General features: G+C 64.4%; 20 protein-coding genes. 11 read left to right on the plus strand and 9 right to left on the minus strand.

Annotation, left to right across the window (positions count from 1 at the left end; genetic code table 11):
- The 6 genes from OZ411_RS03210 to OZ411_RS03235 all read right to left on the minus strand — a co-directional run bounded on the left by OZ411_RS03210 (position 1) and on the right by OZ411_RS03235 (position 5,579).
- The gene (locus OZ411_RS03210) at positions 1 to 1,011 is read right to left on the minus strand and encodes a branched-chain amino acid ABC transporter permease (RefSeq protein WP_282526772.1); all 1,011 of its coding nucleotides are present in this window, start codon (positions 1,009 to 1,011) and stop codon (positions 1 to 3) included.
- Between the two features lie 101 nt (positions 1,012 to 1,112).
- Entirely contained in the window at positions 1,113 to 1,940 is an 828-nt protein-coding gene (locus OZ411_RS03215) for an AraC family transcriptional regulator (RefSeq protein ID WP_282526773.1), read from the minus strand.
- 123 nt (positions 1,941 to 2,063) lie between these two features.
- Positions 2,064 to 3,314: an ABC transporter substrate-binding protein gene (locus OZ411_RS03220; protein ID WP_282526774.1), complete on the minus strand. Its 1,251-nt coding sequence runs from the start codon at positions 3,312 to 3,314 to the stop codon at positions 2,064 to 2,066.
- A 193-nt stretch (positions 3,315 to 3,507) separates the two neighbouring features.
- Entirely contained in the window at positions 3,508 to 4,515 is a 1,008-nt protein-coding gene (locus tag OZ411_RS03225) for a GTP-binding protein (RefSeq protein ID WP_282526775.1), read from the minus strand.
- Positions 4,508 to 4,849: a hypothetical protein gene (locus OZ411_RS03230; protein ID WP_282526776.1), complete on the minus strand. Its 342-nt coding sequence runs from the start codon at positions 4,847 to 4,849 to the stop codon at positions 4,508 to 4,510. Before OZ411_RS03230 ends, OZ411_RS03225 begins: the two co-directional genes overlap by 8 nt.
- Positions 4,824 to 5,579 carry a GntR family transcriptional regulator gene (locus OZ411_RS03235; RefSeq protein WP_282526777.1) on the minus strand — a complete coding sequence of 252 codons (756 nt, stop codon included), beginning with the start codon at positions 5,577 to 5,579 and terminating at the stop codon, positions 4,824 to 4,826. Before OZ411_RS03235 ends, OZ411_RS03230 begins: the two co-directional genes overlap by 26 nt.
- Before the next feature lie 71 nt (positions 5,580 to 5,650).
- Here OZ411_RS03235 and OZ411_RS03240 point away from each other — a divergent pair, with 71 nt between their 5' ends.
- Genes OZ411_RS03240 through OZ411_RS03270 form a run of 7 tightly spaced genes read left to right on the plus strand, consistent with a single transcriptional unit; the run spans position 5,651 to position 12,598 of the window.
- Positions 5,651 to 6,523, plus strand: coding sequence for a branched-chain amino acid ABC transporter permease (locus OZ411_RS03240; RefSeq protein WP_282526778.1), 873 nt, complete (start codon positions 5,651 to 5,653; stop codon positions 6,521 to 6,523).
- Positions 6,520 to 7,509 (plus strand): branched-chain amino acid ABC transporter permease, encoded by a 990-nt coding sequence (locus tag OZ411_RS03245; protein ID WP_282526779.1) that lies wholly within the window; start codon positions 6,520 to 6,522, stop codon positions 7,507 to 7,509. The genes OZ411_RS03240 and OZ411_RS03245 overlap by 4 nt, the downstream gene beginning before the upstream one ends.
- Positions 7,496 to 8,248, plus strand: coding sequence for an ABC transporter ATP-binding protein (locus OZ411_RS03250; protein WP_282526780.1), 753 nt, complete (start codon positions 7,496 to 7,498; stop codon positions 8,246 to 8,248). The genes OZ411_RS03245 and OZ411_RS03250 overlap by 14 nt, the downstream gene beginning before the upstream one ends.
- On the plus strand, positions 8,245 to 8,961 hold the full coding sequence (locus OZ411_RS03255; protein WP_282526781.1) for an ABC transporter ATP-binding protein: 717 nt from the start codon (positions 8,245 to 8,247) through the stop codon (positions 8,959 to 8,961). The genes OZ411_RS03250 and OZ411_RS03255 overlap by 4 nt, the downstream gene beginning before the upstream one ends.
- Before the next feature lie 18 nt (positions 8,962 to 8,979).
- Positions 8,980 to 10,374 carry a dihydroorotase family protein gene (locus OZ411_RS03260; RefSeq protein WP_282526782.1) on the plus strand — a complete coding sequence of 465 codons (1,395 nt, stop codon included), beginning with the start codon at positions 8,980 to 8,982 and terminating at the stop codon, positions 10,372 to 10,374.
- A 29-nt stretch (positions 10,375 to 10,403) separates the two neighbouring features.
- Positions 10,404 to 11,606 (plus strand): amino acid ABC transporter substrate-binding protein, encoded by a 1,203-nt coding sequence (locus tag OZ411_RS03265; protein WP_282526783.1) that lies wholly within the window; start codon positions 10,404 to 10,406, stop codon positions 11,604 to 11,606.
- Positions 11,603 to 12,598, plus strand: coding sequence for an amidohydrolase family protein (locus OZ411_RS03270; protein ID WP_282526784.1), 996 nt, complete (start codon positions 11,603 to 11,605; stop codon positions 12,596 to 12,598). Before OZ411_RS03265 ends, OZ411_RS03270 begins: the two co-directional genes overlap by 4 nt.
- A gap of 104 nt (positions 12,599 to 12,702) precedes the next feature.
- Here the strand turns inward: OZ411_RS03270 and katG are convergent, their stop codons facing one another.
- Complete coding sequence (katG, locus tag OZ411_RS03275) at positions 12,703 to 14,886, minus strand: catalase/peroxidase HPI (RefSeq protein ID WP_282526785.1); 2,184 nt, start codon at positions 14,884 to 14,886, stop codon at positions 12,703 to 12,705.
- Positions 14,887 to 14,990: 104 nt separating this feature from the next.
- Here katG and OZ411_RS03280 point away from each other — a divergent pair, with 104 nt between their 5' ends.
- Positions 14,991 to 15,935 carry a hydrogen peroxide-inducible genes activator gene (locus OZ411_RS03280; RefSeq protein ID WP_282526786.1) on the plus strand — a complete coding sequence of 315 codons (945 nt, stop codon included), beginning with the start codon at positions 14,991 to 14,993 and terminating at the stop codon, positions 15,933 to 15,935.
- Between the two features lie 27 nt (positions 15,936 to 15,962).
- Positions 15,963 to 17,198, plus strand: coding sequence for a dienelactone hydrolase family protein (locus tag OZ411_RS03285; protein ID WP_282526787.1), 1,236 nt, complete (start codon positions 15,963 to 15,965; stop codon positions 17,196 to 17,198).
- A 27-nt stretch (positions 17,199 to 17,225) separates the two neighbouring features.
- Here the strand turns inward: OZ411_RS03285 and OZ411_RS03290 are convergent, their stop codons facing one another.
- Positions 17,226 to 18,236 (minus strand): LacI family DNA-binding transcriptional regulator, encoded by a 1,011-nt coding sequence (locus tag OZ411_RS03290; protein ID WP_282526788.1) that lies wholly within the window; start codon positions 18,234 to 18,236, stop codon positions 17,226 to 17,228.
- 121 nt (positions 18,237 to 18,357) lie between these two features.
- Between OZ411_RS03290 and OZ411_RS03295 the strand changes: the two genes are divergently transcribed.
- Positions 18,358 to 19,230 (plus strand): phytanoyl-CoA dioxygenase family protein, encoded by an 873-nt coding sequence (locus OZ411_RS03295; RefSeq protein WP_282526789.1) that lies wholly within the window; start codon positions 18,358 to 18,360, stop codon positions 19,228 to 19,230.
- An 87-nt stretch (positions 19,231 to 19,317) separates the two neighbouring features.
- On the plus strand, positions 19,318 to 20,670 hold the full coding sequence (locus OZ411_RS03300; protein WP_282526790.1) for an MFS transporter: 1,353 nt from the start codon (positions 19,318 to 19,320) through the stop codon (positions 20,668 to 20,670).
- Between the two features lie 84 nt (positions 20,671 to 20,754).
- Here the strand turns inward: OZ411_RS03300 and OZ411_RS03305 are convergent, their stop codons facing one another.
- Positions 20,755 to 21,420 carry a VOC family protein gene (locus OZ411_RS03305; RefSeq protein ID WP_282526791.1) on the minus strand — a complete coding sequence of 222 codons (666 nt, stop codon included), beginning with the start codon at positions 21,418 to 21,420 and terminating at the stop codon, positions 20,755 to 20,757.
- Between the last annotated feature and the right edge of the window lie 519 nt (positions 21,421 to 21,939).

Consider the following 21,939-nt stretch of genomic DNA (forward strand, 5'->3'; position numbering starts at 1 on the left):
TCATCGCCTCGCGAGCAGGCCCTGCGGCCGCAGCGCCAGGACCAGCACCATGATCAGGAAGGTCACGACGATGGCGTAGGTCGGGATGTAGACGGAGCCGAGCTGCTCGGCGAGGCCGATGATGACGGCGCCGAGCGCCGCGCCCGGGATCGATCCCATGCCGCCGACGATCACGACCACGAGCGAGGCGAGCAGGAAGCGCGTATCCTCACCCGGCGAGATCGACTGGAAGGTGCCGCCGACCACGCCGGCGATGCCGGCTAATCCCGCACCGAGCGCGAACACCAGCACGAACACGGCCTGGATCTGCACGCCGGTCGCGGCCAGGATGTCGCGATCATCAACGCCGGCACGCACGATCATGCCGATCCGCGTGCGGTTCAGCGCGAGCCACATCGCGATGCCGATGATGACGGAGGCGGCGAAGATCGCGAGCCGCACCATCGGATATTGCAGATAGACCGGCTCACCAGAAGATTTGACCGCGGTGATGAACGGAAGCTGCACCGGGCCGATCAGCCAGCTCGGCGTCGGGATCTGGTAGAAGTCGCCGCCGAACACCCACAGCATCAAATCGGCGAACACGATCGCAAGCCCGATCGTCACCATGGTCTGCCGCAAATCCTGGCCCTCCATGCGGCGGAACACCAGGATCTGCAGCAGCACGCCGACGAGCGCGACCGCGAGGAAAGCGACGACGAAGCTCAGGATCCAGGAGCCGGTCCAGGCGCTGATGGCGTAGCCGACATAGCCACCGAACAGATAGAGCGAGCCATGCGCGAGGTTGACGTTGCGCATCAAGCCGAAGATCAGCGTGAAGCCGCTCGCCACCAGGAAATAGAGGCCACCCAGCGTGATGCCGTTGAAGATGGCGTTGAGGAAGACCCGCTTGCGGCCGATCGCCTGTTCCAGGCCCGGCGGCCACACCGCGAAGATCAGCCACAACAGCAGCGCGATCGCGATGATCGCGATCAGCGCCCATGCCGGATGGCGTTCGATGAACCGTGCCATCGACGTGCGTTCCCTCAAGGCCTCGCGATCGTCTTTTCGGATCGCGTTGCTGGCATCCTAGCGAAGGCCGAGGCGGCGGATTTGACCGGGAGTATCTTTTATCAGGGGCGCAGCACCTTGGCGGCGCGGCGGTAGTCGGTCGGCGCCATGCCGACATTGGCGGCGAAGAAGCGGGTGAAGCCGCTTTGCGAGGAGAACCCGAGATCGAAGCCGATATCGGCAATCGGCGCCTCGGTGGCGACCAGCGCGTCCAGCGCCTGCTCCATCATCAGCGTGTTGCGATAGAGATGCGGCGTGACGCCGGTCTGGGTGCGGAACAGCCGGTAGAAGTGAGGCCGGGATAGGCCGGAGGCGCGGGCGATCGAATCCAGCTCGATCTCGGCGCCGGGGCTTTCGGACAACAGCTTGACGGACTTGCGGATGCGAAAATCGGTGATCGCGGCGGCGGTGCGAATTTCCTGACAGGTTTCGGTTTGCCGCCAGCTTTCCTCGTAGCTGAGATCGATCAGGCGCCGCAATTCGCCATCGAGGCTCTTGAGCGAGGGTGCGCCGCACACGAGCGCTGCGGTGTGGCGGATCAGCCTGTCGAGTATGTCGCTGCGCTTGAAATGCGTGCGGCCGAAGCGGAGGCCTTGCGTGCAGGACGCGTCGGGCGCGAACCATTCGGCGTTGACATAAAGCACGAAGAAGATCGCGCCCCTTTCCATGTCCGTCGGCAGGAAGTTGTGCGGCTCCCACGGGTTGACCGCGACGACGGAATCCTCGGTCAGGAGCCGGCGCCGGTCGCAGACGTCGATCTGCGCCGGTGTGCCGCCGACATGGAAGATCAGATGTCCTTCGCGGTGCGCATGCACGTTGAAGGGACGGTTCAACTGATAGACCGTCGCGCGACCGAACCGGCCGTGGAAGACGGCAAGCGCTTTGCTCATGCCCTCCCTCCCGCGGGATGTTCTTGTCTTTTGCAACCAGCGTTCAACATCCAGGAAAAGAACGCAAGCGTGAGAACGCCGCGCCCGTCAACCAACGGTCGGTTCGCACCTGCAAAAATTAGGTCAGTACTTCTTGCATTCCGGGACGGTGCGGCTCGGCAGGCCGATCTTGGCGAACACCGCCGGATCGTAACCGAGCGTCTGGTTCACGTTCGGGATCACCTTCACGACCTTGCTGAACAGGGCGCCCTTGCCGTCGTCCACCACCTCGGTCACGAAATTGGTGCCGATCGCCTGGCGGTTGGAGTCGAGCTTGATCTTGCCGTTGGGCGCGTCGAGCTCGATCTTGGCCAGCGCTTCCTTGAGCTTTGCCTGGTTGTTGCTGAGGTCGCCATTGACCTGACGCAGCGCCAGGATCAGCGCCATGGTCGAGCCGTAATAGTTGGTGGCGAGCAGCGAGGGGCTCGGGAAGCGTTTGTTCGGCGGGAAAGAGTCCTGATAGGCCTTCACGAACTTCTGCCAGCCGGGATCCTCCCAGGTGTCGGCCTGGCCGCTCGCGGCGATAGTGCCGATCAGCGCGTTCTTGGCGTTGCCCTTGGAGGACAGGATGGTCTGGTCGATCATGATCGAACCGCCCATCAGATGCGCCTTGCCGCCGGCCTGCTGATACTGGTTGAGGAAGTTGACGGCGTCAGCACCGCCGAGGCCGAGATAGATCGCGTCGACATCGTCGGGCAGGGCGGCGATCACGGAGGCGAAGTCCTTGGTGCCGAGCGGCACCCATTGCCGGTTCGTGACCTGTCCGCCGGCACCGCAGAATTCAAGCACCAGGCCGAACACCTGGGTGTAGATGAAGGAGTAATCCTCGCCGACGGTCGCGATCTTGCGATAGCCCTTGTTTTCATAGGCATATTTGCCGAGACCGACCTGCCACTGCGCGCCGTCCATGTTGTAGCGGAAGAAGTTCGGGGCAGGGTCGACATAGGTCGTCTCCTGCGCACCTGAGGCGGCGTTGACGAAGGTCAGCTCGGGACGTGACTTGGCAAAATTCTTCACCGCGATGCCTTCGTCGCCGGAGAGCGGCGAGAGCAGGATCTGCACCTTGTCTTGCTCGATCAGCTTGCGCACCGCGCGCACCGCGGAATCGGGCGTCGCATCCGTCGAGGCGATGACGAATTCCAGCTCCTTGTCGCCGACCTTCTTGCCGAGCGTGTTGAGCGCGGTCTGGAAACCGCGGATGCCGTCCTCGCCAAGCACGGTGTAGGTGCCTTCGAGGGTTGCGGTGACGCCGACCTTGATCTTCTCCTGCGCGACTGCGGCGCCTGAAAGCAACAGGCTGCCTAGCGCGATCAGTCCCACACTGCCTTTCAACATCGCTCTCCTCCTCCCATTTTGCAGCGTCTTGCATGCGGCCCGCGTGTTTGCGATGGCCGCGACGTCTGGTTGTTGGGCGAAGGCTAACCGATGGCGGATGCAGCGCGGACGTCTCCGCGCCGCGCGGCTTGACGGGCAGTCTCATTTTGCATGCTGCGCCGCAGCGAGCCGCGCGATGACGGCGTGGGTCACGCTAGGCCGGCTCGGACACGTGAACTCGGCTATGCGCTTCCGCGAGATGCAGGAAGCGCGTCAGACTCTGCGCGATCGGGTCGCGCGTGAGTCCGCGGGTGATGAACACCAGGAACGACGGTTGCCCGGCGTCCTCGCCGGTGAGATGAACCGGCGGGTGCATCGAGTGCTGCACGCCATGGATCACGACTGGATTGGCGCCGGCTGACGTTCGGACCAGGCCTTTGACGCGCAGGATGCGGTCGCCGTGCCGATGCAGCAGCGCGGAAAGCCACAGCGTGAAGGCAGGCCAGTCGATCCGCTCGGGCAGCGCCAGCGTGAATGAGCCGACGTCCTGATCGTGCTGCGGGACCTCGGTGGCCGTGAATGGCGTCCCACCGCGGGACGCACTCTCGCCCGCCGTCCGGTCGAACAGCCGTGCAAGACTGAAGTCGGGATCCTGCGCATCGTGCAGAACAAGGTCGGGCGCGATCGCGGTCGCTGCCGCGGTGATGTCGCGGGTAGGATGTGCGGCGCGAAGATCGGTCTTGGTCACCACCAGCGCGTCGGCGATCGCGACCTGTCGCCGGGCTTCGTCAAAGTCCCGCAGATTGCGCAAGCCTGCGACGGCATCGATGACCGCGATCACGCTGACGAGTTCGACATGCTGACGCAGCCATGGGTCGCGCGCGATGGTGCCGACGATCGGGGAGGGGTCCGCAAGTCCGGAGGTCTCGATGATCGCGCGCGTGAAGCGGGACTGTCCGTCCTGCCGCGACATCCGCACCAGATCGTAGAGCGCGCGGCCGACATCGGCGCGCCGCGCGCAGCACATGCAGCCATTACCGATCAGCTCGACGTTCTCGGCGGCATGCACCATCAACCGATGGTCGAGACCGGCCTCGCCGAACTCGTTGACCACGACACCCGTGCCCTGGCCTTCCGGTTCCCGCAGAAAGCGCTGGACCAGCGTCGTCTTGCCGCTGCCGAGAAAACCCGTGACGATAAAGAGCGGCAGGCGATCAGGCATGTCGGCTTCCGCCGGCGAACGATGGATCAAGCGGGTCGATGCAGTGTCCGGACAGCGCCTCCGCCGCCGGCCAGACATCGTTGAGGGTCGGCGCGATCCTGGAGCGGCCGACCCGGTCGAACACCATCAGGGCCTCGCCGTCCCAGTCCTCGCAGCTCGCTTCAAGCGGCGCCAGGATGATGTTCAGGAGCTCGATGCGGCGCTTGCGCTCGTCCCGATAGTGCTGGATGTCATCGAACGGAAAGCGCTCGTCGCGCAGGCGGCCGAAGTCGCTCCAATGCTCGCCGGCGCCGAAGATGGCGCATACTTCACACATCGGCCGCCTGATCGCCAAGCCGGATCTCCATCGCCGGCGTCATCGTCTGCGTCAGGCTCTCCGACACCCGCTTGCGGGCGAGGTCGGCATGGGATCGCGCCAGCTCTTCGGCGCGATCGCCGTCGCGCTCGCGGATCGCTTCCACCAGTTCCCGATGCTCGCGGACGATCTGGCCCACATGGCTGCGATAGGAGCGCTCGGTCGGAAAGCACTCGCTGGTCATGGCGAGCCGCGCAATGCGCAGGTCGGCCGTAAGCTGCTGGATATAGAAGCGTTGCAGCAGGGAATTGCGGCAGGCGGCTCCGATCACGGCGTGAAAGCGGAAGTTGGCGTCCAGCATCGCCACCGAGTCGTCCTGCCTGAACGCGGTCTCGAACGCCTTGCGCTCGATATCCATCTTCGCGACCTGCTCGTCGGTGCGGCGGATTGCCGCCCATCGCGTGACGAGGCGCTGCGACACGTCGAACGCTTCGAGATGTTCGCGGATGTCGTTCCAGCCCATCGGCGCGACGCGTGCACCGCGATTGGGGACGAGCTGCACCAGGCCTTCGGCGGCAAGCCGCACAAGGGCTTCGCGCACCGGCGTGCGCGAAACGCCGAAGCGGGCGACCAGCGTCGCTTCGTCCAGATCCTCGCCTGGCACCAAGGTGAAAGAGACGATCTCCTGCATCAAGGCGCGGTAGGCATGCTCGCTGCTGGCACCCTTCAGTGCCTTAACATTAGAGCGCGATGCCTTGTTTTTGCTCATTGCGGCCTCCGTCGCTTTATGTATATTTTGTGTATGCACCGTTTGCAACTCATCGTCGACAAGGTTTTTTGATGCTCGCACAAGCCACCGTGAACGGCATCTTGCTGGGAGGCCTCTACGGCCTCGCGACGGTCGGCTTTTCCATGGTGTGGGGCGTGATGGGGGTGATCAATCTCGCCCACACCGCCTTCATCACGCTCGGCGCCTACGTCACTTACGTGCTGTTCGAGCGCTACGGCGTCGATCCCTTGCTCTCGATGCCGCTCGCCATGGCGTCGATGTTCGTGCTCGGCTACGGCATCCAGAGATTGATCCTCAATCACGTCATCCGCACCAGCCTCTTGCTTTCGCTGGTCGTGACGTTCGGCATCGAGCTCGTCCTGACCGATGCCACCGTGCTGATCTTCACTTCCGATGTGCGCTCGGTGAACGCCTCCTACGCCAGCAGCTCGGTCGCGGTGTTCGGCACGCTGGTGCCGGTGGTGCGGTTGCTTGCCGCCGGGCTCTCACTTGCGCTGGGCGTCGGGTTCTTCGTGTTCCTGCGCCGCGCCAGCCTCGGGCAGGCTATCCTCGCGACTGCGCTGGACCGCGAGATGTCGAACCTGATGGGCATCAATCCGCAGCAGGTGTTTGCGCTCACCGCGGGCGCCGGCGCGGCGCTGGCGGGGGCCGCGGGCTCGCTGTCGAGCATGCTGTTTCCGGTATCGCCGACCATGGGCGTCAGCTTCCTCGGCGCTGTGTTCGTGATCACTGTGCTCGGCGGCATCGGCAGCGTCGAAGGCTGCATCGTGGCAGGCTTCCTCTATGGCCTCGTGCAGGCCTGGGCTGCCTATTGGCTCGGGACCAGTTTCCAGGAAATCGTCGCGTTCGCGATGTTCCTCGGTGTGCTCGTGGTGCGGCCGCAGGGCCTGTTCGGTCGCGCCTTCTTCGGAGAACACGCATGAGCGAGGCCGCAGTCCTGGAGCAGGGCGCCAAGGCGTCCACCATGCGCCCCCTGGTGTGGGCTGCGGTCGCGATCGGTCTTCTCGTGCTGTGCGCGGCGCCGCTCGGCATCAGCTCCTACTGGCTGCGGGTGCTGACCACGGTGCTGATGTATGTGATCGTCACGCAGGGGCTCAACGTGATCGTCGGCATCACCGGCTATCATGCCTTCGGCAACGGCGTGTTCTTCGGGATCGGCGCCTATGCGTGCGGCACCGCGATGGTGGCGGGGCTGCCGTTCGTGGCCGGCATCGCGCTCGCCATCGTGATGTCGGCGGTTTGCGCGTTCATCCTTGGCTGGCCGATCCTGCGGCTGAAGGGCCATTACTTCGCGATCGCGACGGTGGCGCTGAACCTTGCGGCGGTGCAGATCATCATCCAGATCGGCGGCATCACCGGCGGCGCGCAGGGCCTTGCGCTGCCGCTCAGCGACTGGGACCCGAAGCCGCTCTACATCGCGCTCTATTATCTGATGCTCGGCGGCGCAGTGGCGTCGACCGCCATCGTCGCCATCCTGTTGAAGCGTCCGCTCGGCTTCGCGCTGCGCGCGATCCGCGACAGCGAGCGTGCCGCCGCGGTGATGGGCATCAACACCACGAAGGCGAAGGTCTATGCCTGGGCGATCAGCGCGGGCCTGACCGGTTTCGCCGGCGGCGTCTGGGCCTACTGGATCACTTTCATCGAGCCGTCCAGCGCCTTCGATCCGGCCGTCGGCGTGAAGGCCTACATCATGCTGATCATCGGCGGCATGGGCAGCATCCTGGGGCCGGTGATCGGCGCTTTCGTGCTGGAGATCGTCTCCACTCTGGTCTGGAGCGGATTCCTGAAGGCGCATCAGTTGATCCTGGGGCTCCTGATCGTCGTCGTCTGCATCGTCGCCCCCAACGGCATCATCAACGCCTTTGCACGGCTCGTTCGATCGGTGAGGAGGAACGATGGCGCTACTTGAAGGCCGCAACCTCACCATCAAGTTCGGCGGCGTGCTCGCGCTCGATGGCGTCAGCTTCGGCGTGGAAGCCGGACAGATCTTCGGCGTCATCGGCCCCAATGGCGCCGGCAAGACCACGCTGCTGAACGCCATCTCCTCGGTCTACAAGCTCGATGGCGGCTCAATTTCGTTCGCCGGGGAGGACGTCACCAACGTTCCCTCGTACCAGCTATCGCAGCTCGGCGTGGCGCGCACGTTCCAGATCGTGCAGCCGTTCAACCACATGACCGTGCGCGAGAACGTGACCGTCGGCGCCATGTATGGCCACGCCCGATTGCGCCAGCGCAACGAATATCTCGATGCCGCCGACGAGGCGCTGGAGCGCGTCGGCCTGATCGCCAAGGCGCATTTCATGCCGCCGCATCTGACGCTGTCGGACCGCAAGCGGCTCGAAGTCGCCCGCGCGCTCGCCATGAAGCCGCGGCTCTTGCTGCTCGACGAGGTCATGGCCGGGCTCAACCTCACCGAGATCGAGCGCATGATCGATCTCGTTCGCGAGATCAATGCCGCAGGCATGACGGTGATCGTGATCGAGCACGTCATGAAGGCGGTGCTGGCGCTGTGCCACCGCGCCATGGTGCTCAATTTCGGCCGCAAGCTGACCGAAGGCCTGCCGCATGACGTGGTCAACGAGCCTGCCGTGATCGAGGCCTATCTCGGCACCCGCTTCGCAAAGACCCGCACAGGGAGTGCCGCATGAGCCTGCTGTCGGTCGAACAGCTCGCGGTCAGCTATGGCGACAGCCGGGTTCTGGTCGATGTCGGCTTTACGCTGCAGCAGGGAGAGATCGTCGCGCTGGTCGGCGCCAACGGCGCCGGAAAGACGACGCTGCTGCGAACCTTGACCGGGCTGGTGTCGCCGCGATCGGGCTCGATCACGTTCGACGGCCAGCCGATCCTCACTGTCCCGCCCTATGAGCGCGCGCGGCTCGGGCTTGCGATGGTGCCGGAGGGACGCCGCCTATTCCAGGGGCTGACGGTGCGACAGAACCTGGAGCTGGGTTCGCGCGCCGCGCCTGATACCTCGCACAAGACAGAAGATATCGACTTCGTCTTCGAGCTATTCCCGGAGCTGGTGCGGCTGCAGAACCGGCTGTCGGGCCTTCTTTCCGGCGGCGAGCAGCAGATGTGCGCGATCGGTCGCGCGCTGATGGCGCGGCCAAGGATGCTGCTGATCGACGAGATGTCACTCGGGCTCGCGCCTGTTGTCGTCGAGCGCATCGCCGGCGTGATCCGCACCATCAACCGCGACCGCGGCATCAGCATCCTGCTGGTCGAGCAGGACGTCGGCCTCGCGCTGGAGATCGCAGCGCGCGGCTACGTGCTCGACACCGGCCGCATCATCATCGACGGCCCGTCGTCGGAGCTGCTGCTTCGCGACGACATCCGAGCGGCCTATCTCGGGCTGCAATAGATCAAGCTGGAGGAGTTAGTGAGCGTAGCCTACGATCTCGTTATCGAAAACGGCACCATCTGGTCGCCGACGTCGTCCTACCGCGCCGACGTCGCGGTGAAGGACGGCAAGATCGCCGCGATTGGCGGCCCGTTCCCCGATGCCGCCAAGCGCATCGACGCGCGCGGGCAGGAGGTGCTGCCCGGCATCTGGCACGTGCACTGCCATTTCCGCGAGCCGGGGCACACCTACAAGGAAGACTTCCAGACCGGATCGGCGGCCGCGGCGGCCGGTGGCGTGACGTTCTGCATCGACATGACCAACAACACGCCGCATCCGACCAGCCTCGAGCATTTCGAGGAGAAGAAGGCAATGGTCGCGCCGAAGGCGCATGTCGACTATGCGCTCTATGGCGGTGGGCTCTATCCGCGCACGGTCGAGGCCCTGGCGAAGGCCGGCGCGATCGGCATCAAGATATTCAACACCCGTCACATCAAGGAAGTCTATCCCTATATCTCCGAGCTCGGCGTGCTCGACCACGGCATCCTCTACGAGCTCTACGAGGCGACCCGCGATGTCGGCCTGGTCGCCTCCGTGCATCACGACGATCCGGAGTGGTGCAAGCGGCTGACCTTCCGCGACTACATCGACAAGGGCCGCACCGACGCGATGGCCTATCAGGAAAGCTTCGCCAAGGGCTACATGTACGGCCATGGCATGGTCGCCGGTCTCGCCGCATCGCTCTATTACGCGCGGATCGCCGGCGTGAGGCTCCATGTTCTGCATCTCGGCGTGATGCCGCCCGGCGCCAACGAGATGATTCGCCATGCCAAGTTCGAGCTAGGCCAGGACGTTACCGCGGAGCTCGAACTCGGCACGCTGTTCATGACCCGCGAGCAGATGGAGAAGGTCGGGCCCTATACCTACAACTGGGGCTACGCGCCAGAGCACGGTTGGAAAGCGATCGAAAACGGCATTGCCGATTTCATCGTGCTGGAACACGCGCCGCATACCCGCGACGACGTCGAGCCGGGCTGGAAGGACATGTTCTCGGTTCCGCTCGGCATGACCGGGGCGCAGGAATTCGTGCCGCTGATGATCAACGCGGTCAACGAGGGAAGGCTGACGCTCAACCAGGTGGCCCGCATGGCGGCCGAAAAGCCGGCGCGCACCTTCGGAATCTATCCGAAGAAAGGCGTGATCCAGGTCGGCTCGGACGCCGACTTCAGCATTATCGACATGAACCGCGAAGGCGAATTCCGGCATGAGGACATGCTGTCGAAGTCGGCGCATACGAGCTGGGTCGGCATGCGCACCAAGGGCGCGGCGACCTACGGCATCGTTCGCGGCACCGTGGTGATGCGCGACGGCAAGGTCGTCGGCTCGCCCGGCTATGGCCAGTTCACGCCCGGCACCGCCGGCCGTTCGACCTAACTGCAAACTGAAGGGGGAAGGCGATGAGGATGAGTAGATCTGCGTTTCTGGCTGGCGCGCTTGCCAGCGGTTTGTTGCTGATCGGCGGCGCGCAGGCGCAGGAGGTCGTCAAGATCGGCGCGGCCGTGAGCCTGACCGGCAACTTCTCGCGCGAAGGCAATCTTCTCAAGAACGGCTATGCCTATTGGGAAAAGCTCGTCACCGAGGCGGGCGGCATCAATGTCGCCGGCAAGAAGGTCAAGGTCCAGGTCATCTATTACGACGACGAAAGCAAGCCGCAGAGTTCGGCGCGCCTGACCGAGAAGTTGATCACGGAAGACAATGTCAACTTCATCCTCGGGCCGTATTCGTCCGGCATCGCCACCGCCACGGCGGCGATCAGCGAGAAATACAAGGTCATCACCATGACGCCGATGGCCACCGCCGACAGTCTCTATCAGCGCGGCTACAAGTTCATCTTCTGCCCCGCGCCGCTCGCCTCGACCACGCTCGATCCGATGCTGGACATGATCAAGAAGCTGCCGACGCCGCCGGCGACGGTCGCGATCGCCGGCCCCGACGATCTATTCCCCAACGTCTTCGCGGGCGCCGCGCAGAAGAAGGCCGAGGCGCTTGGCTTCAAGATCGCCTACAACAGCAAGTATCCGAAGGGCGCCGTGGATCTGTCGTCCGTCGCCACCGCGCTGAAGGACGCCAATCCCGAGGTGCTGATCCTGACCGGCTATGTGCAGGATTCGATCCAGCTCGTGAAGGCGCTGCAGTCCTTGAAGGTGAACCCGAAGATCATCGGCTTTGCTTTCGCCGTCGGCATTCCCGACGTCCTGAGCGCGCTTGGACCGGCTTCGGAAGACCTCATCGGCGTGCAGATCTGGGATCCCGCGGTCAAGTACAAGGGGCCGCTGGTGGCCGACGCTGCCGCCTATGTCAGCGGATATGAGAAGGAGTTCGGCGGCTCCAAGCCGAACTACATCACGGCATCGGGCACGGCGGGAGCGCTCGCGCTGCAGCTCGCGATCGAAAAGGCCGGTTCGCTCGATCCGGTGAAGGTGCGCGACGCCATGCTGCAGCTCGATGTGGAGACCTTCTTCGGCCACGTCCAGTTCGATCAGACCGGGGTCGACAAGAAGGCATCGGCGGTGATCTCGCAGGTTCAGGGCGGCACTGCCGTTCCGGTTTATCCGGCGGAGATCGCGGCCAAGCCGGTGCGCTATCCGCGCAAGCCGTTCGAATGATCATCGACGTACACGCCCATGCGCTCACGCGCGCGTTCCTGTCGGAGCTCGCGCGCGAGAAGGCATTCGGGATCGAGGCGAGGGAAGAGGGCTTCGGGTTCGGCGGCTATGGGCCGCTCGATCCGCTCCTGTTCGATATCGAAGGCGCCGCACAGAGTGTTGCCGCGCGCGGCATCGCCTTGCAACTTGTGTCACCACCGCCGCGCATCGTCAGTCATGCGAGCTGGGGAGCCGATCGCGCATTCGCGCGCAGGCTGAACCGGCAGACCGCGGATTTCGTAAAGGAGGCTGGTCGGCGCCATGGCGGTCTCGCGGTGCCGGCATTGACCGAGCCGGAGCATGCCGTCGCCGAGATCAGCCGCGCGCTCGACGAGGATGGACTGACCGGCGTAGCGCTGCCGACCTCGGCGGCAGGCCGGCCGCTCGACGATCCGGCCTTCGAGCCATTGTTTGCGGAATGCGCCCGGCGCGGCGTGATCGTGTTCATGCATCCGACCACCGGCATCGAACGCCCGGCGTTCGGCCAGTACACGATGCTGCAACTGGTCGGCTGGCCGTCGGAGACGGCGTTGTGCGTAGCGCGTCTCATCTTCGCCGGTGTGTTCGAGCGCCATGCGGGATTGAAGCTTGTGTTGGCGCATGGCGGCGGAACGCTGCCGATGCTCGCCGGACGGCTCGATCTCGCCTATGAGGCGCCGCGCTACGAGGCCAATCCCGATTGCCGCAAGAACATCTCGCGGCCGCCGAGTTCATATCTGAAGCAGATTTTCTACGACACTGTGGTCGCCCATGCCGCGCCGTTGCGCTACCTGATCGACCTCGTCGGTCCCGGGCAGATCGTGTTCGGCTCTGACTTCCCGTTCGAGATCGGTGATCCCGTCGGCGCCAAGGCGCTGCCGGCGATCGCGCAGCTTCCCGAGGCTACCGCGGCCGCAATCCTACACGGCAATGCGTCGCAGATTCTCGGCGGGAGCAGACCGAACGCGGTGTGACGGAAGCGGGTATCGTGTGGGAGGCTTGATACTTTCAGGGCGGCGTTTCGGGTTGAAACGCCGCCCTGATTTCTTGTCTATGGCTTGCGACAGCCTTCAGGGTCTCAATGGGCCACGAGGTCGAAGCGGTCGAGGTTCGTGACCTTGGTCCAGGCCGCCACGAAGTCCTTTACGAACTTCTCCTTCGCGTCCGAGCTCGCATAGACTTCCGCTAGCGCGCGGAGCTGCGAGTGCGAACCGAAGATCAGGTCGGCGCGGGTGCCGGTCCACTTGACGTCGTTGGTCTTGCGGTCGCGGCCCTCGAACACCAGTCCGGCGCTGTCGGACGCCTGCCACTGCGTGCTCATGTCGAGCAGGTTGACGAAGAAGTCGTTCGTCAGCTTGCCCGGCTGCTTGGTCAAGACGCCGTGCCCGGACTTGCCCGTGTTGGCGCCGAGGACACGCAGGCCGCCGACGAGAGCCGTCATCTCCGGCGCCGTCAGCGTCAGCAACTGCGCCTTGTCGACCAGCAGCTCCTCGGGCGAGATGTGCTGCGCGCCGTGCTGATAGTTGCGGAAGCCGTCGGCGATCGGCTCGAGCGGCGCAAAGGATGCGACGTCGGTCTGCTCCTGCGAAGCATCCGTGCGACCGGGCGTGAAGGGCACCTTCACGTCGAGGCCGGCGTCCTTGGCGGCCTTCTCGATCGCCGCACTGCCGCCGAGAACGATCAGGTCGGCAAGCGAGACTTTCTTGCCGCCGGACTGCGAAGCGTTGAACTCCTTCTGGATTCCTTCCAGCTTCTGCAGAACCTTCGTAAGCTGAGCCGGCTCGTTGACCTCCCAGTCCTTTTGCGGCGCAAGGCGAATGCGCGCGCCGTTCGCGCCACCGCGCTTGTCGGAGCCGCGGAACGTCGAAGCCGACGCCCAAGCCGTCGAGATCAGCTCGGAAACCGACAGCCCGGATGCCAGGATCTTCGCCTTCAGCGCCGCGATGTCCTGCTCGCTGACCAGCTCATGATTGACGGCGGGAACATGATCCTGCCAGATCAGCTCTTCCTTCGGAACGAGCGGGCCGAGGTAACGCACGATCGGACCCATGTCGCGGTGGGTGAGCTTGAACCAGGCGCGAGCAAACGCATCCGCGAACTGATCCGGGTTCTCATAGAACCGCCGCGAGATCTTCTCGTAGTCCGGATCGACCCGCAGGGCGAGGTCCGTGGTCAGCATGGACGGCGCGTGACGCTTCGAGGCGTCGTGCGCATCCGGCACCGTGTTGGCGCCTCCGCCGTTTTTCGGCGTCCACTGATGCGCGCCGGCCGGGCTCTTGGTCAGCTCCCATTCGTAGCCGAACAGGTTCCAGAAGAAATTGCTGCTCCACTTGGTGGGCGTCGTGGTCCAGATCACTTCCAGGCCGCTGCCGATCGCGTCACCGCCCTTGCCCGAGCCATACTTGCTCGCCCAGCCGAGGCCCTGCTGCTCGATGTCGGCGGCTTCCGGCTCCGGGCCGACCAGCGTCGCATCGCCGGCACCGTGCGTCTTGCCGAAGGTGTGACCGCCGGCAATCAGCGCAACCGTTTCCTCATCGTTCATCGCCATGCGGTGGAACGTCTCTCTGATATCGCGAGCCGCCGCCAGCGGGTCCGGATTGCCATTCGGCCCTTCCGGGTTGACGTAGATCAGGCCCATCTGCACGGCAGCGAGCGGATTCTGAAGGTCGCGGTCGCCGCTATAGCGCTCGTCCGCCAGCCACTTGCCTTCGGGACCCCAGTAGATGTCGACTTCAGGCTCCCAGGTGTCCGCGCGTCCGCCGCCGAAACCGAAGGTCTTGAAGCCCATCGACTCCAGCGCGACGTTACCGGTGAGGATCATCAGATCGGCCCAGGAGATCTTGCTGCCGTATTTCTGCTTGATCGGCCACAACAGGCGGCGCGCCTTGTCGAGGTTCACGTTATCAGGCCAGCTATTCAGCGGCGCGAAACGCTGCTGGCCGGCTCCGGCGCCGCCGCGGCCGTCGTGGATACGGTAGGTGCCCGCGCTGTGCCACGCCATGCGGATGAACAGCGGCCCGTAATGGCCGAAGTCGGCCGGCCACCACTCCTGCGAATCCGTCATCAGGGCTCGAAGGTCCTTGATCACGGCATTCAGGTCGAGGCTCTTGAATTCCTTGGCGTAGTCGAACGCCTCGCCCATCGGATTGGACAGGCTCGAGTGCTGGTGGAGAACCGAGAGGTCGAGCTGATTCGGCCACCAGTCTTTGTTTTGATTTATGCGGGTCGCACCCGAAAACGGGCACTTCGTAGTGTCATCCATCATCGCCTCCTGCGGCAGTTTCTGGTGGGGGTCTGGAAAGACTCTAAACAACGGATATCATCAGGGGAAATTGACTTTCGTGATTGTTGCGATAAGATATTCTGATGATCCAGTTTACCCTGCGACAGCTTCGTTATTTTGACGCGCTGGCGCGTCACGGCCATTTCGGACGCGCAGCGGAGGCATGCGCCGTCACGCAGCCGGCGCTGTCGATGCAGATCAAGGAACTGGAAGAAGCGGTCGGCGGCGTGCTGCTCGAGCGCAGCGCCCGGCAGGTCGTGCTGACGAAGTTCGGCGAAGAACTCGCCCAGCGCGTCCGCGAAATCCTGCGCTCGGTCGATGAACTCGGCGACTTTGCGCGGGCGTCGCGGGACCAGCTCGTCGGCCGGCTCCGCATCGGCATGATCCCGACGATTGCTCCCTATCTGCTGCCCAAGGTGATCGGCAATCTCACGCAGATGCATCCCGAACTCGATATTCACGTCCGCGAGACCGTGACGCCGAAGCTGATCAAGGAGCTGGCGGAAGGCCGGCTCGACACCGCCATTGTCGCCCTGCCGGTGTCCGAACCCTCGTTGACCGAGGTCGCGCTGTTCACGGAAAATTTCCTGCTGGTGCGGCCGGGGGAGGACGAGGGAACGCCGGTGCCGAGCAGCGAAGCGCTGCGCGAAATGAAGCTTCTCCTGCTGGAGGAGGGACATTGCTTTCGCGAACAGGCGCTGTCGTTCTGCAACATGAAATCATCGCCGCCGCGCGAGGTGCTGGAGGCGAGCTCGCTGTCCACCCTCGTTCAGATGGTCGGCGCCGGCATCGGCGTCACCTTGATCCCGGAAATGGCCGTGGGGGTGGAGACGCGCTCGGCATCGGTGTCGGTCGCCCGCTTCAAGGACCCGCAACCCTCGCGAACCATCGGTATGGTCTGGCGCAAGACCAGTCCTCTGTCCAGGCAGCTCATGCAGATTTCCGAAGTGGTTTGTTTGTCAGCCGATGCGTTGCGCGAGCAGGGCGCTCCAAAGTCTTCATCGCGATCGCGCCATCGCCGGGCCTAAACAAAGAAACGAGAGGAGATCGATACGATGGCGGGACAGTGGATCGACATCGCCACAAAGGACGGCGGCGGCGGCTTCAAGGGATATCTCTCCGTGCCCGCTTCGGGCTCCGGTCCCGGCATCCTGCTCCTGCAGGAAATCTTCGGCGTCAACGCCTCGATGCGCGCGGTGGCGGACTACTACGCTGAGGAAGGCTATGTCGTGCTCGCGCCGGATCTGTTCTGGCGCATGGAGCCGGGCGTCGAGCTCGGCTACAGCGAGGCGGATTTCGGCAAGGCGATGGGCTACTACCAGCGCTTCGATGTCGACCAGTCGATCAAGGATGCGGCCGATGCGCTGAAGGTCCTGCGCGCGCGTGGCGAATGCAAAGGCGGGGTCGGCACGCTCGGCTTCTGTCTGGGCGGCAAGCTCGCCTATCTCCTCGCCGCGCGCACCGTTGTCGATTGCGCCGTCAGCTATTACGGCGTCGGCATCGAGGCCGATCTTGGCGAGGCCGGCAACATCAAGGGACCGATGGTGTTTCATTTTGCCGAGCTCGACCGCTTTGCGCCGGCGGAAGCGCGCGAGCAGATCAAGGCTGCGTTTGCGGGGCGTCCCGACGTCGAATTCTATCTCTATCCCGGTTGCGATCACGCGTTCGCCGCGCCGGAGCGGACGAGCTTCAACAAGCCTGCATCGCTGATGGCGCATACGCGTTCGATCGCGTTGTTCCGGAAGGTGCTGGGTCCCCAGTACGATCTTTCCGCACTATGGGACAAGCATACCGAGCTCGAATTCGCGACGCGCTCGGCTGAGGAGACCATGAAAACCATGGTCGCCGAGCCCTATGTCAACCACATCCCGACCATGACCGGCGGCGTCGGCTATCGCGACCTGCTCCGCTTCTACAAGAACCACTTCATCCCGAAGACGCCGCAGGACACCAAGCTGGTGCCGATCTCGCGCACCATCGGCGCCGACCGCATCGTGGACGAGATGCTGTTCTGCTTCACCCACGACATCGAGATCGACTGGATGCTGCCCGGCATTCCCCCTACGGGCAAATATGTCGAGATCCCGCTGGTCGCGATCGTCCGTTTCCGCGGCGACAAGCTCTACAATGAGCATATCTATTGGGATCAGGCCTCGGTGCTGGTGCAGATCGGATTGCTCGATCCTGCGAAGCTTCCGGTGGCGGGCGTCGAGACCGCGAGGAAACTCGTCGACGAGTCCTTGCCGTCGAACACGTTGATGGCGCGCTGGGCCGAGAGCGCTCCGAAATAATAGGAACTAATCATCGGCGGCGCGGCGCTAGCCGCTGTCGCGCAGCACCAGTTCGAAGCCGAGATCGATCCGGCGCTCGCCGCCGCGCTCGAGCGTCAGTGTCGCGGCGGTGCGGCCGATCGCATCGCCATGGACGCTGATGGTGCTGAGACTCGGCGAGATCAGCCGTCCCATCTCGAGATCGCCGAGGCCGACAACGGCGACCGGCTGCGCCGCGGCCGGGCCGTCGCGGAGCAGTCCGGCCTTGCGCAGGCCGGCCATGAAGCCGATGGCATGGGCGTCGTTGGCCGCGAACACGGCATCGACGCCGGGCAAATTCGCATGCGCGGCGACGCTGCCGGACGCGTTGCGTTCGAGGATCAGCCGCCGCGGCGGTTGCAACCCGCACGCCAGCGCGTGGTCTTGGAAGCCGAGCCATCGCCGCGTGCCGCGCGGGTCGTCGCCGCCGATGAAGGCGAGATGCTGACGGCCTTGCTCGATGAAGTGGCGCGCGACGGCGACGCCGGCTTGGTAATTGTCGAAACCCGCAACGGCGTCGATCGGATCGATCGGCAGCTCCCAGGTCTCGACGATCGGAATGCGCGCGTGACGCAGCAGGCGCTTGCCGTCCTCGGTCGCGGGCGAGCCGACCATGATGATCGCTTCCGGCCGCCGCGACAGCAGCGCCGCGAGCATGCGGTCCTCGCGCGCGGCGTCGTAGCGTGACTGCGCGAGGATCACCGAATAGCCGAGCGGCTCGAGCTTGTCGGACAGGCCCTGCACAGTGTCGGCAAAGATCGAGTTCGCGATCGTCGGCACCAGCACGCCGACCGAATTGGTCTTCGCGCTCGCCAGCGCTCCGGCGACCAGGTTGGGCACGTAGCCGAGTTCCCGCATCGCCTTCTCGACCCTGGCGCGCGTCTCCGGCGCAACCAAGTCCGGCAGCCGGACCACCCGGCTCACGGTGATCGATGAAACGCCGGCGCGTTTGGCCACTGCCGACAGCGTCGGGGCGACCTCGTCGGAACTGGTGTTGGTCTCAGTCAATTCGGAACCCATGGTGGTGGTGAATCTGCACGATTCCGGATTGCGCATCCATAGTGACAGCGCTAGCATTGCATATGATAGCGCTAACATTCGAGCATGATAGCGCTAGCATAACAAAAGGAGGAACCGCCGTATGATTTCAGACGAAGTGGTCCAGGCCTATCGGCGCGACGGGGTGATCGTCGTCCCTGATGTGCTCGACAACGATACTCTGGCGCGGGTCCGCGACGTGCTGGCCGAACTGGTCGCCGGCGCGGCTGCTGTGACCGAGCATACCGACGTCTATGACCTCGAACCCGGCCACACCCAGGAGAACCCGAGGGTCCGCCGCATCAAGGCGCCGCACAAGGTGCACCCGATCTTCGATCAGATCGTGCGCAGCGAGCCTGTCATCTCCATCCTTACCAAGCTGATCGGACCCGGCCTGCGCCTGCATGGCTCCAAGCTCAACATGAAGTCCGCGCAGTACGGCTCGCCAGTCGAGTGGCACCAGGACTGGGCGTTCTATCCCCACACCAATGACGACATGCTTGCGATCGGCGTGCTGCTCGACGATTGCGACCTGGAGAATGGTCCCATGCTGGTGACACCGGGATCGCATGTCGGCGACACCATGTGGAATCATCACGGCGAGGATGGCTGCTTCGCCGGCCTGATCGATCCCGACCTGATTCAGGACGAGATCAAGCGTGCGGTGCCCTGCATCGGCAAGGCGGGCAGCATGTCGTTCCATCACGTGCGCGCGCTGCACGGCTCGGCGACCAACACGTCGAACCGCCCGCGCAACCTTCTGCTCTATGAAGTCGCGGCAAGCGATGCCTGGCCGCTGGCGGGCGTAAAGGATCTTGCCGAGTTCGACAGCCGCCTGCTCGCCGGCGGCTCGGTGGTTGCGCCGCGCATGACCCGCGTTCCGGTGCGGATGCCGTTGCCGCCGCCCAAGCGCCAAGGCTCGATCTACGAAACGCAGTCCGCGTCGAAAAAGACCTACTTCACGCGCGCCGCCTAAAAGAATTCCGACGAAGCCCGCGGGGAGCAACACCCGCGGGCTTCGTGCTTGCGACGACCAATAAACAAACAACAGGGATGGAAACCAATGACCGAGCTCAAGGCCGGCGGCGCCGGCCAATCGCGTTTACGTGTGATCCTTGCTGCGAGCGTCGGCTCCGCGCTCGAATGGTATGACTTCTTCCTCTATGGCACCGCGGCTGCCCTGGTATTCGGCGAGCTGTTCTTTCCCAAGAGCGATCCCGTCGTCGGAACGCTGCTGGCGTTCCTGACCTTCGGCGTCGGCTTCGTGGTGCGCCCATTGGGTGGCATCCTGTTCGGCATCATGGGCGATCGCTATGGCCGCAAGCCGGTGTTGGTCGCCACGCTGTTGATGATCGGCATCGGCACCACCGCGATCGGCCTCTTGCCGACCTATGCGCAGATCGGGATCTGGGCGCCGCTGCTGCTCGTCGCCATGCGCGTGATACAGGGTCTCGGCGCGGGGGCCGAATATGGCGGAGCGGTGATCTATCTCGTGGAGAATGCACCGGCGAGGCACCGCGGCTTCTGGGGCGGCTTCGCGCCGCTCGGCGTGTCCGTCGGCAATCTGCTTGCCGCGGGCGCCTTTGCGCTCGTGACCATGCTGCCGCGCGAGGCGATGTTGAGCTGGGGCTGGCGCCTGCCGTTCCTGGCGAGCTTCCTGTTGATCCTGGTCGGTATCTTCGTGCGCCTGCGCGTGACGGAAACGCCCGTCTTTACCGAAGCCGTCGTTGCGCGCGGCAAGGTCGAGCGCAACCCGGCCATGGAGGCGCTGCGCCAGCATCCGCGCAACTTCCTGGTCGTGCTGGGCGCGCGGATGGCCGAGAACGGGCTCGGCTATTTCTTCCCCGTGTTCGGGCTCAGCTACGTCATCACTACGTTGGGCGTACCGAAATCGGAGGCGCTGAGCGCGTTGATGCTCGCATTCACCATCGAGCTGTTCGCGATCCTCGGCTTCGCGGCGCTGTCGGATCGCATCGGACGGCGGCCGGTCTATCTGTTTGGTGCGCTCGCGGGCGTGGCGCTGGCTTTCCCGTTCTTCTGGATGGTCGGCACCAAGGAATGGATCTGGATCGCGGTGGCCTTCATCCTGGCGAGGGCCGTGGTGACGGCCGCGATGTTCGGACCGCAAGCGGCTTACTTCGCCGAGTTGTTCCCGCCGCAGCGGCGCTTTGCGGGATTCGCGTTCGCGCGCGAGCTTGGCTCGCTGCTCGCGGGCGGTCCGGCGCCGTTCGTCGCAACGGCGCTGGTCGCCGCCTACGGCAGTTGGTGGCCGGTCGCCTGCTACGCGATGTTCCTGTCGCTATGTACGGTGATCGCGATCTGGATGGGGCCCGAGACCTATCGGGAAGATATCGCCGCCGACGAACCCGTCGTCGTGCAGCACGACTTGCCCGTGGCGATGCCGCAGCGGGCCTGAGGGCAGCGCAGCCACTCCGCGTCCAGTCGCCGCTCCGCTTCATGGAGCGGCGATTGGCCGACGCGCCGCCTCGGCAAGCCGTTGTTATGACGGCAGTGGCTTGCCGGCCTGTTCATTGACGATGTACTCGGCGTACCAGTCAGGCCAGTTCTCATCGCGCTGGCCTCCGTTCCGCTTCTCGTGCTCGCCGTGCGCGGCTGCCGCACGGCGGAGTGCGCTCGCGAGTTCGGTAGGCGAGGCGAACGTCGTGCCGTCCGTGTCCACGCGTCCCGGCAACCGCGCGGTGATCTCCTGGAGCAGCCAGCCGTTGCCATCCGGATCGCTGAAGGAGGCAAACGACTGGTCGCTGCCACGCTCGGGATCGCGGCCGGTGACCCGCAGCCGGCCAAACAAATAGGGTTCGTCAGTACCAGTGTGCACGTCGCCGCTGCCGTGGAAGGCCTCGCTGACCTTGACGCCGCGACTGAGCAGATCGTTGCGGGCGGCCTCGACGTCGGAGACGACCAGGTAGAGGCCTTGCGCGGAGCCGGGCGCCGCCGCGGTCACGTTCTTGCCGAAGATGATCGAGGAGGGCGAGCCTCGCGGCGTGAACTGGATCACGCGCCAGTCACCGGCGGTGAAGTCGGCATCGAGCCTCCAGCCAAGATTCGCGTAGAACTGCTTCGCGCGGTCGATATCCGAAACGGGAATGACGACGATCTCCAGCTTCATGTCGACCCGCGCTCTCGCGCCTTCGGTTGCATCTGTCATGGATCTCTCCCTGATGTTGATAGTTGATCGGCGAGCACGCGGCGCGTGCCTGATCATCCTATATCGATTGCCGCAGGCGATACGGCGTGAGGTGGTCACGGACTTTCGGTTCCCTTTTCTCACGTGCTTTCACGATCTTTTTATTCCCACATCGGGACTATGGGATGCGGATTCGGAGAGGCCTCACAATTTACTTGAAATGACAGCCGTCATCTGACGGGGGATTGCCCAAATTTTGCCTGGAGCCGCATATGGGTGAAGTCGTTCGATTTGTTCCAAAGGCTGAGCTCGAGCGGGCTCGGCTTATTCGAGAGGCGCGCGCGATATACGACGCCATATTCCCGGCGGCCGATGAGGCCAGCTCACAACAGGGCGACGAGACGCCGCAACGTCGGTGACTTTACCATTCAAGACGGCCGCTGCTCGCGTGCATTGAGCGCTCGGGCAGCCTCGATCGAAATCTGCTTTGGCGCCGGCTAGGATCCACGCGCTACGTTCGACGTTTCCCCGCGGCCGACC

It is taken from the genome of Bradyrhizobium sp. Arg237L, assembly GCF_029990105.1.
In the GTDB taxonomy this organism is placed as follows: Bacteria; Pseudomonadota; Alphaproteobacteria; order Rhizobiales; family Xanthobacteraceae; genus Bradyrhizobium.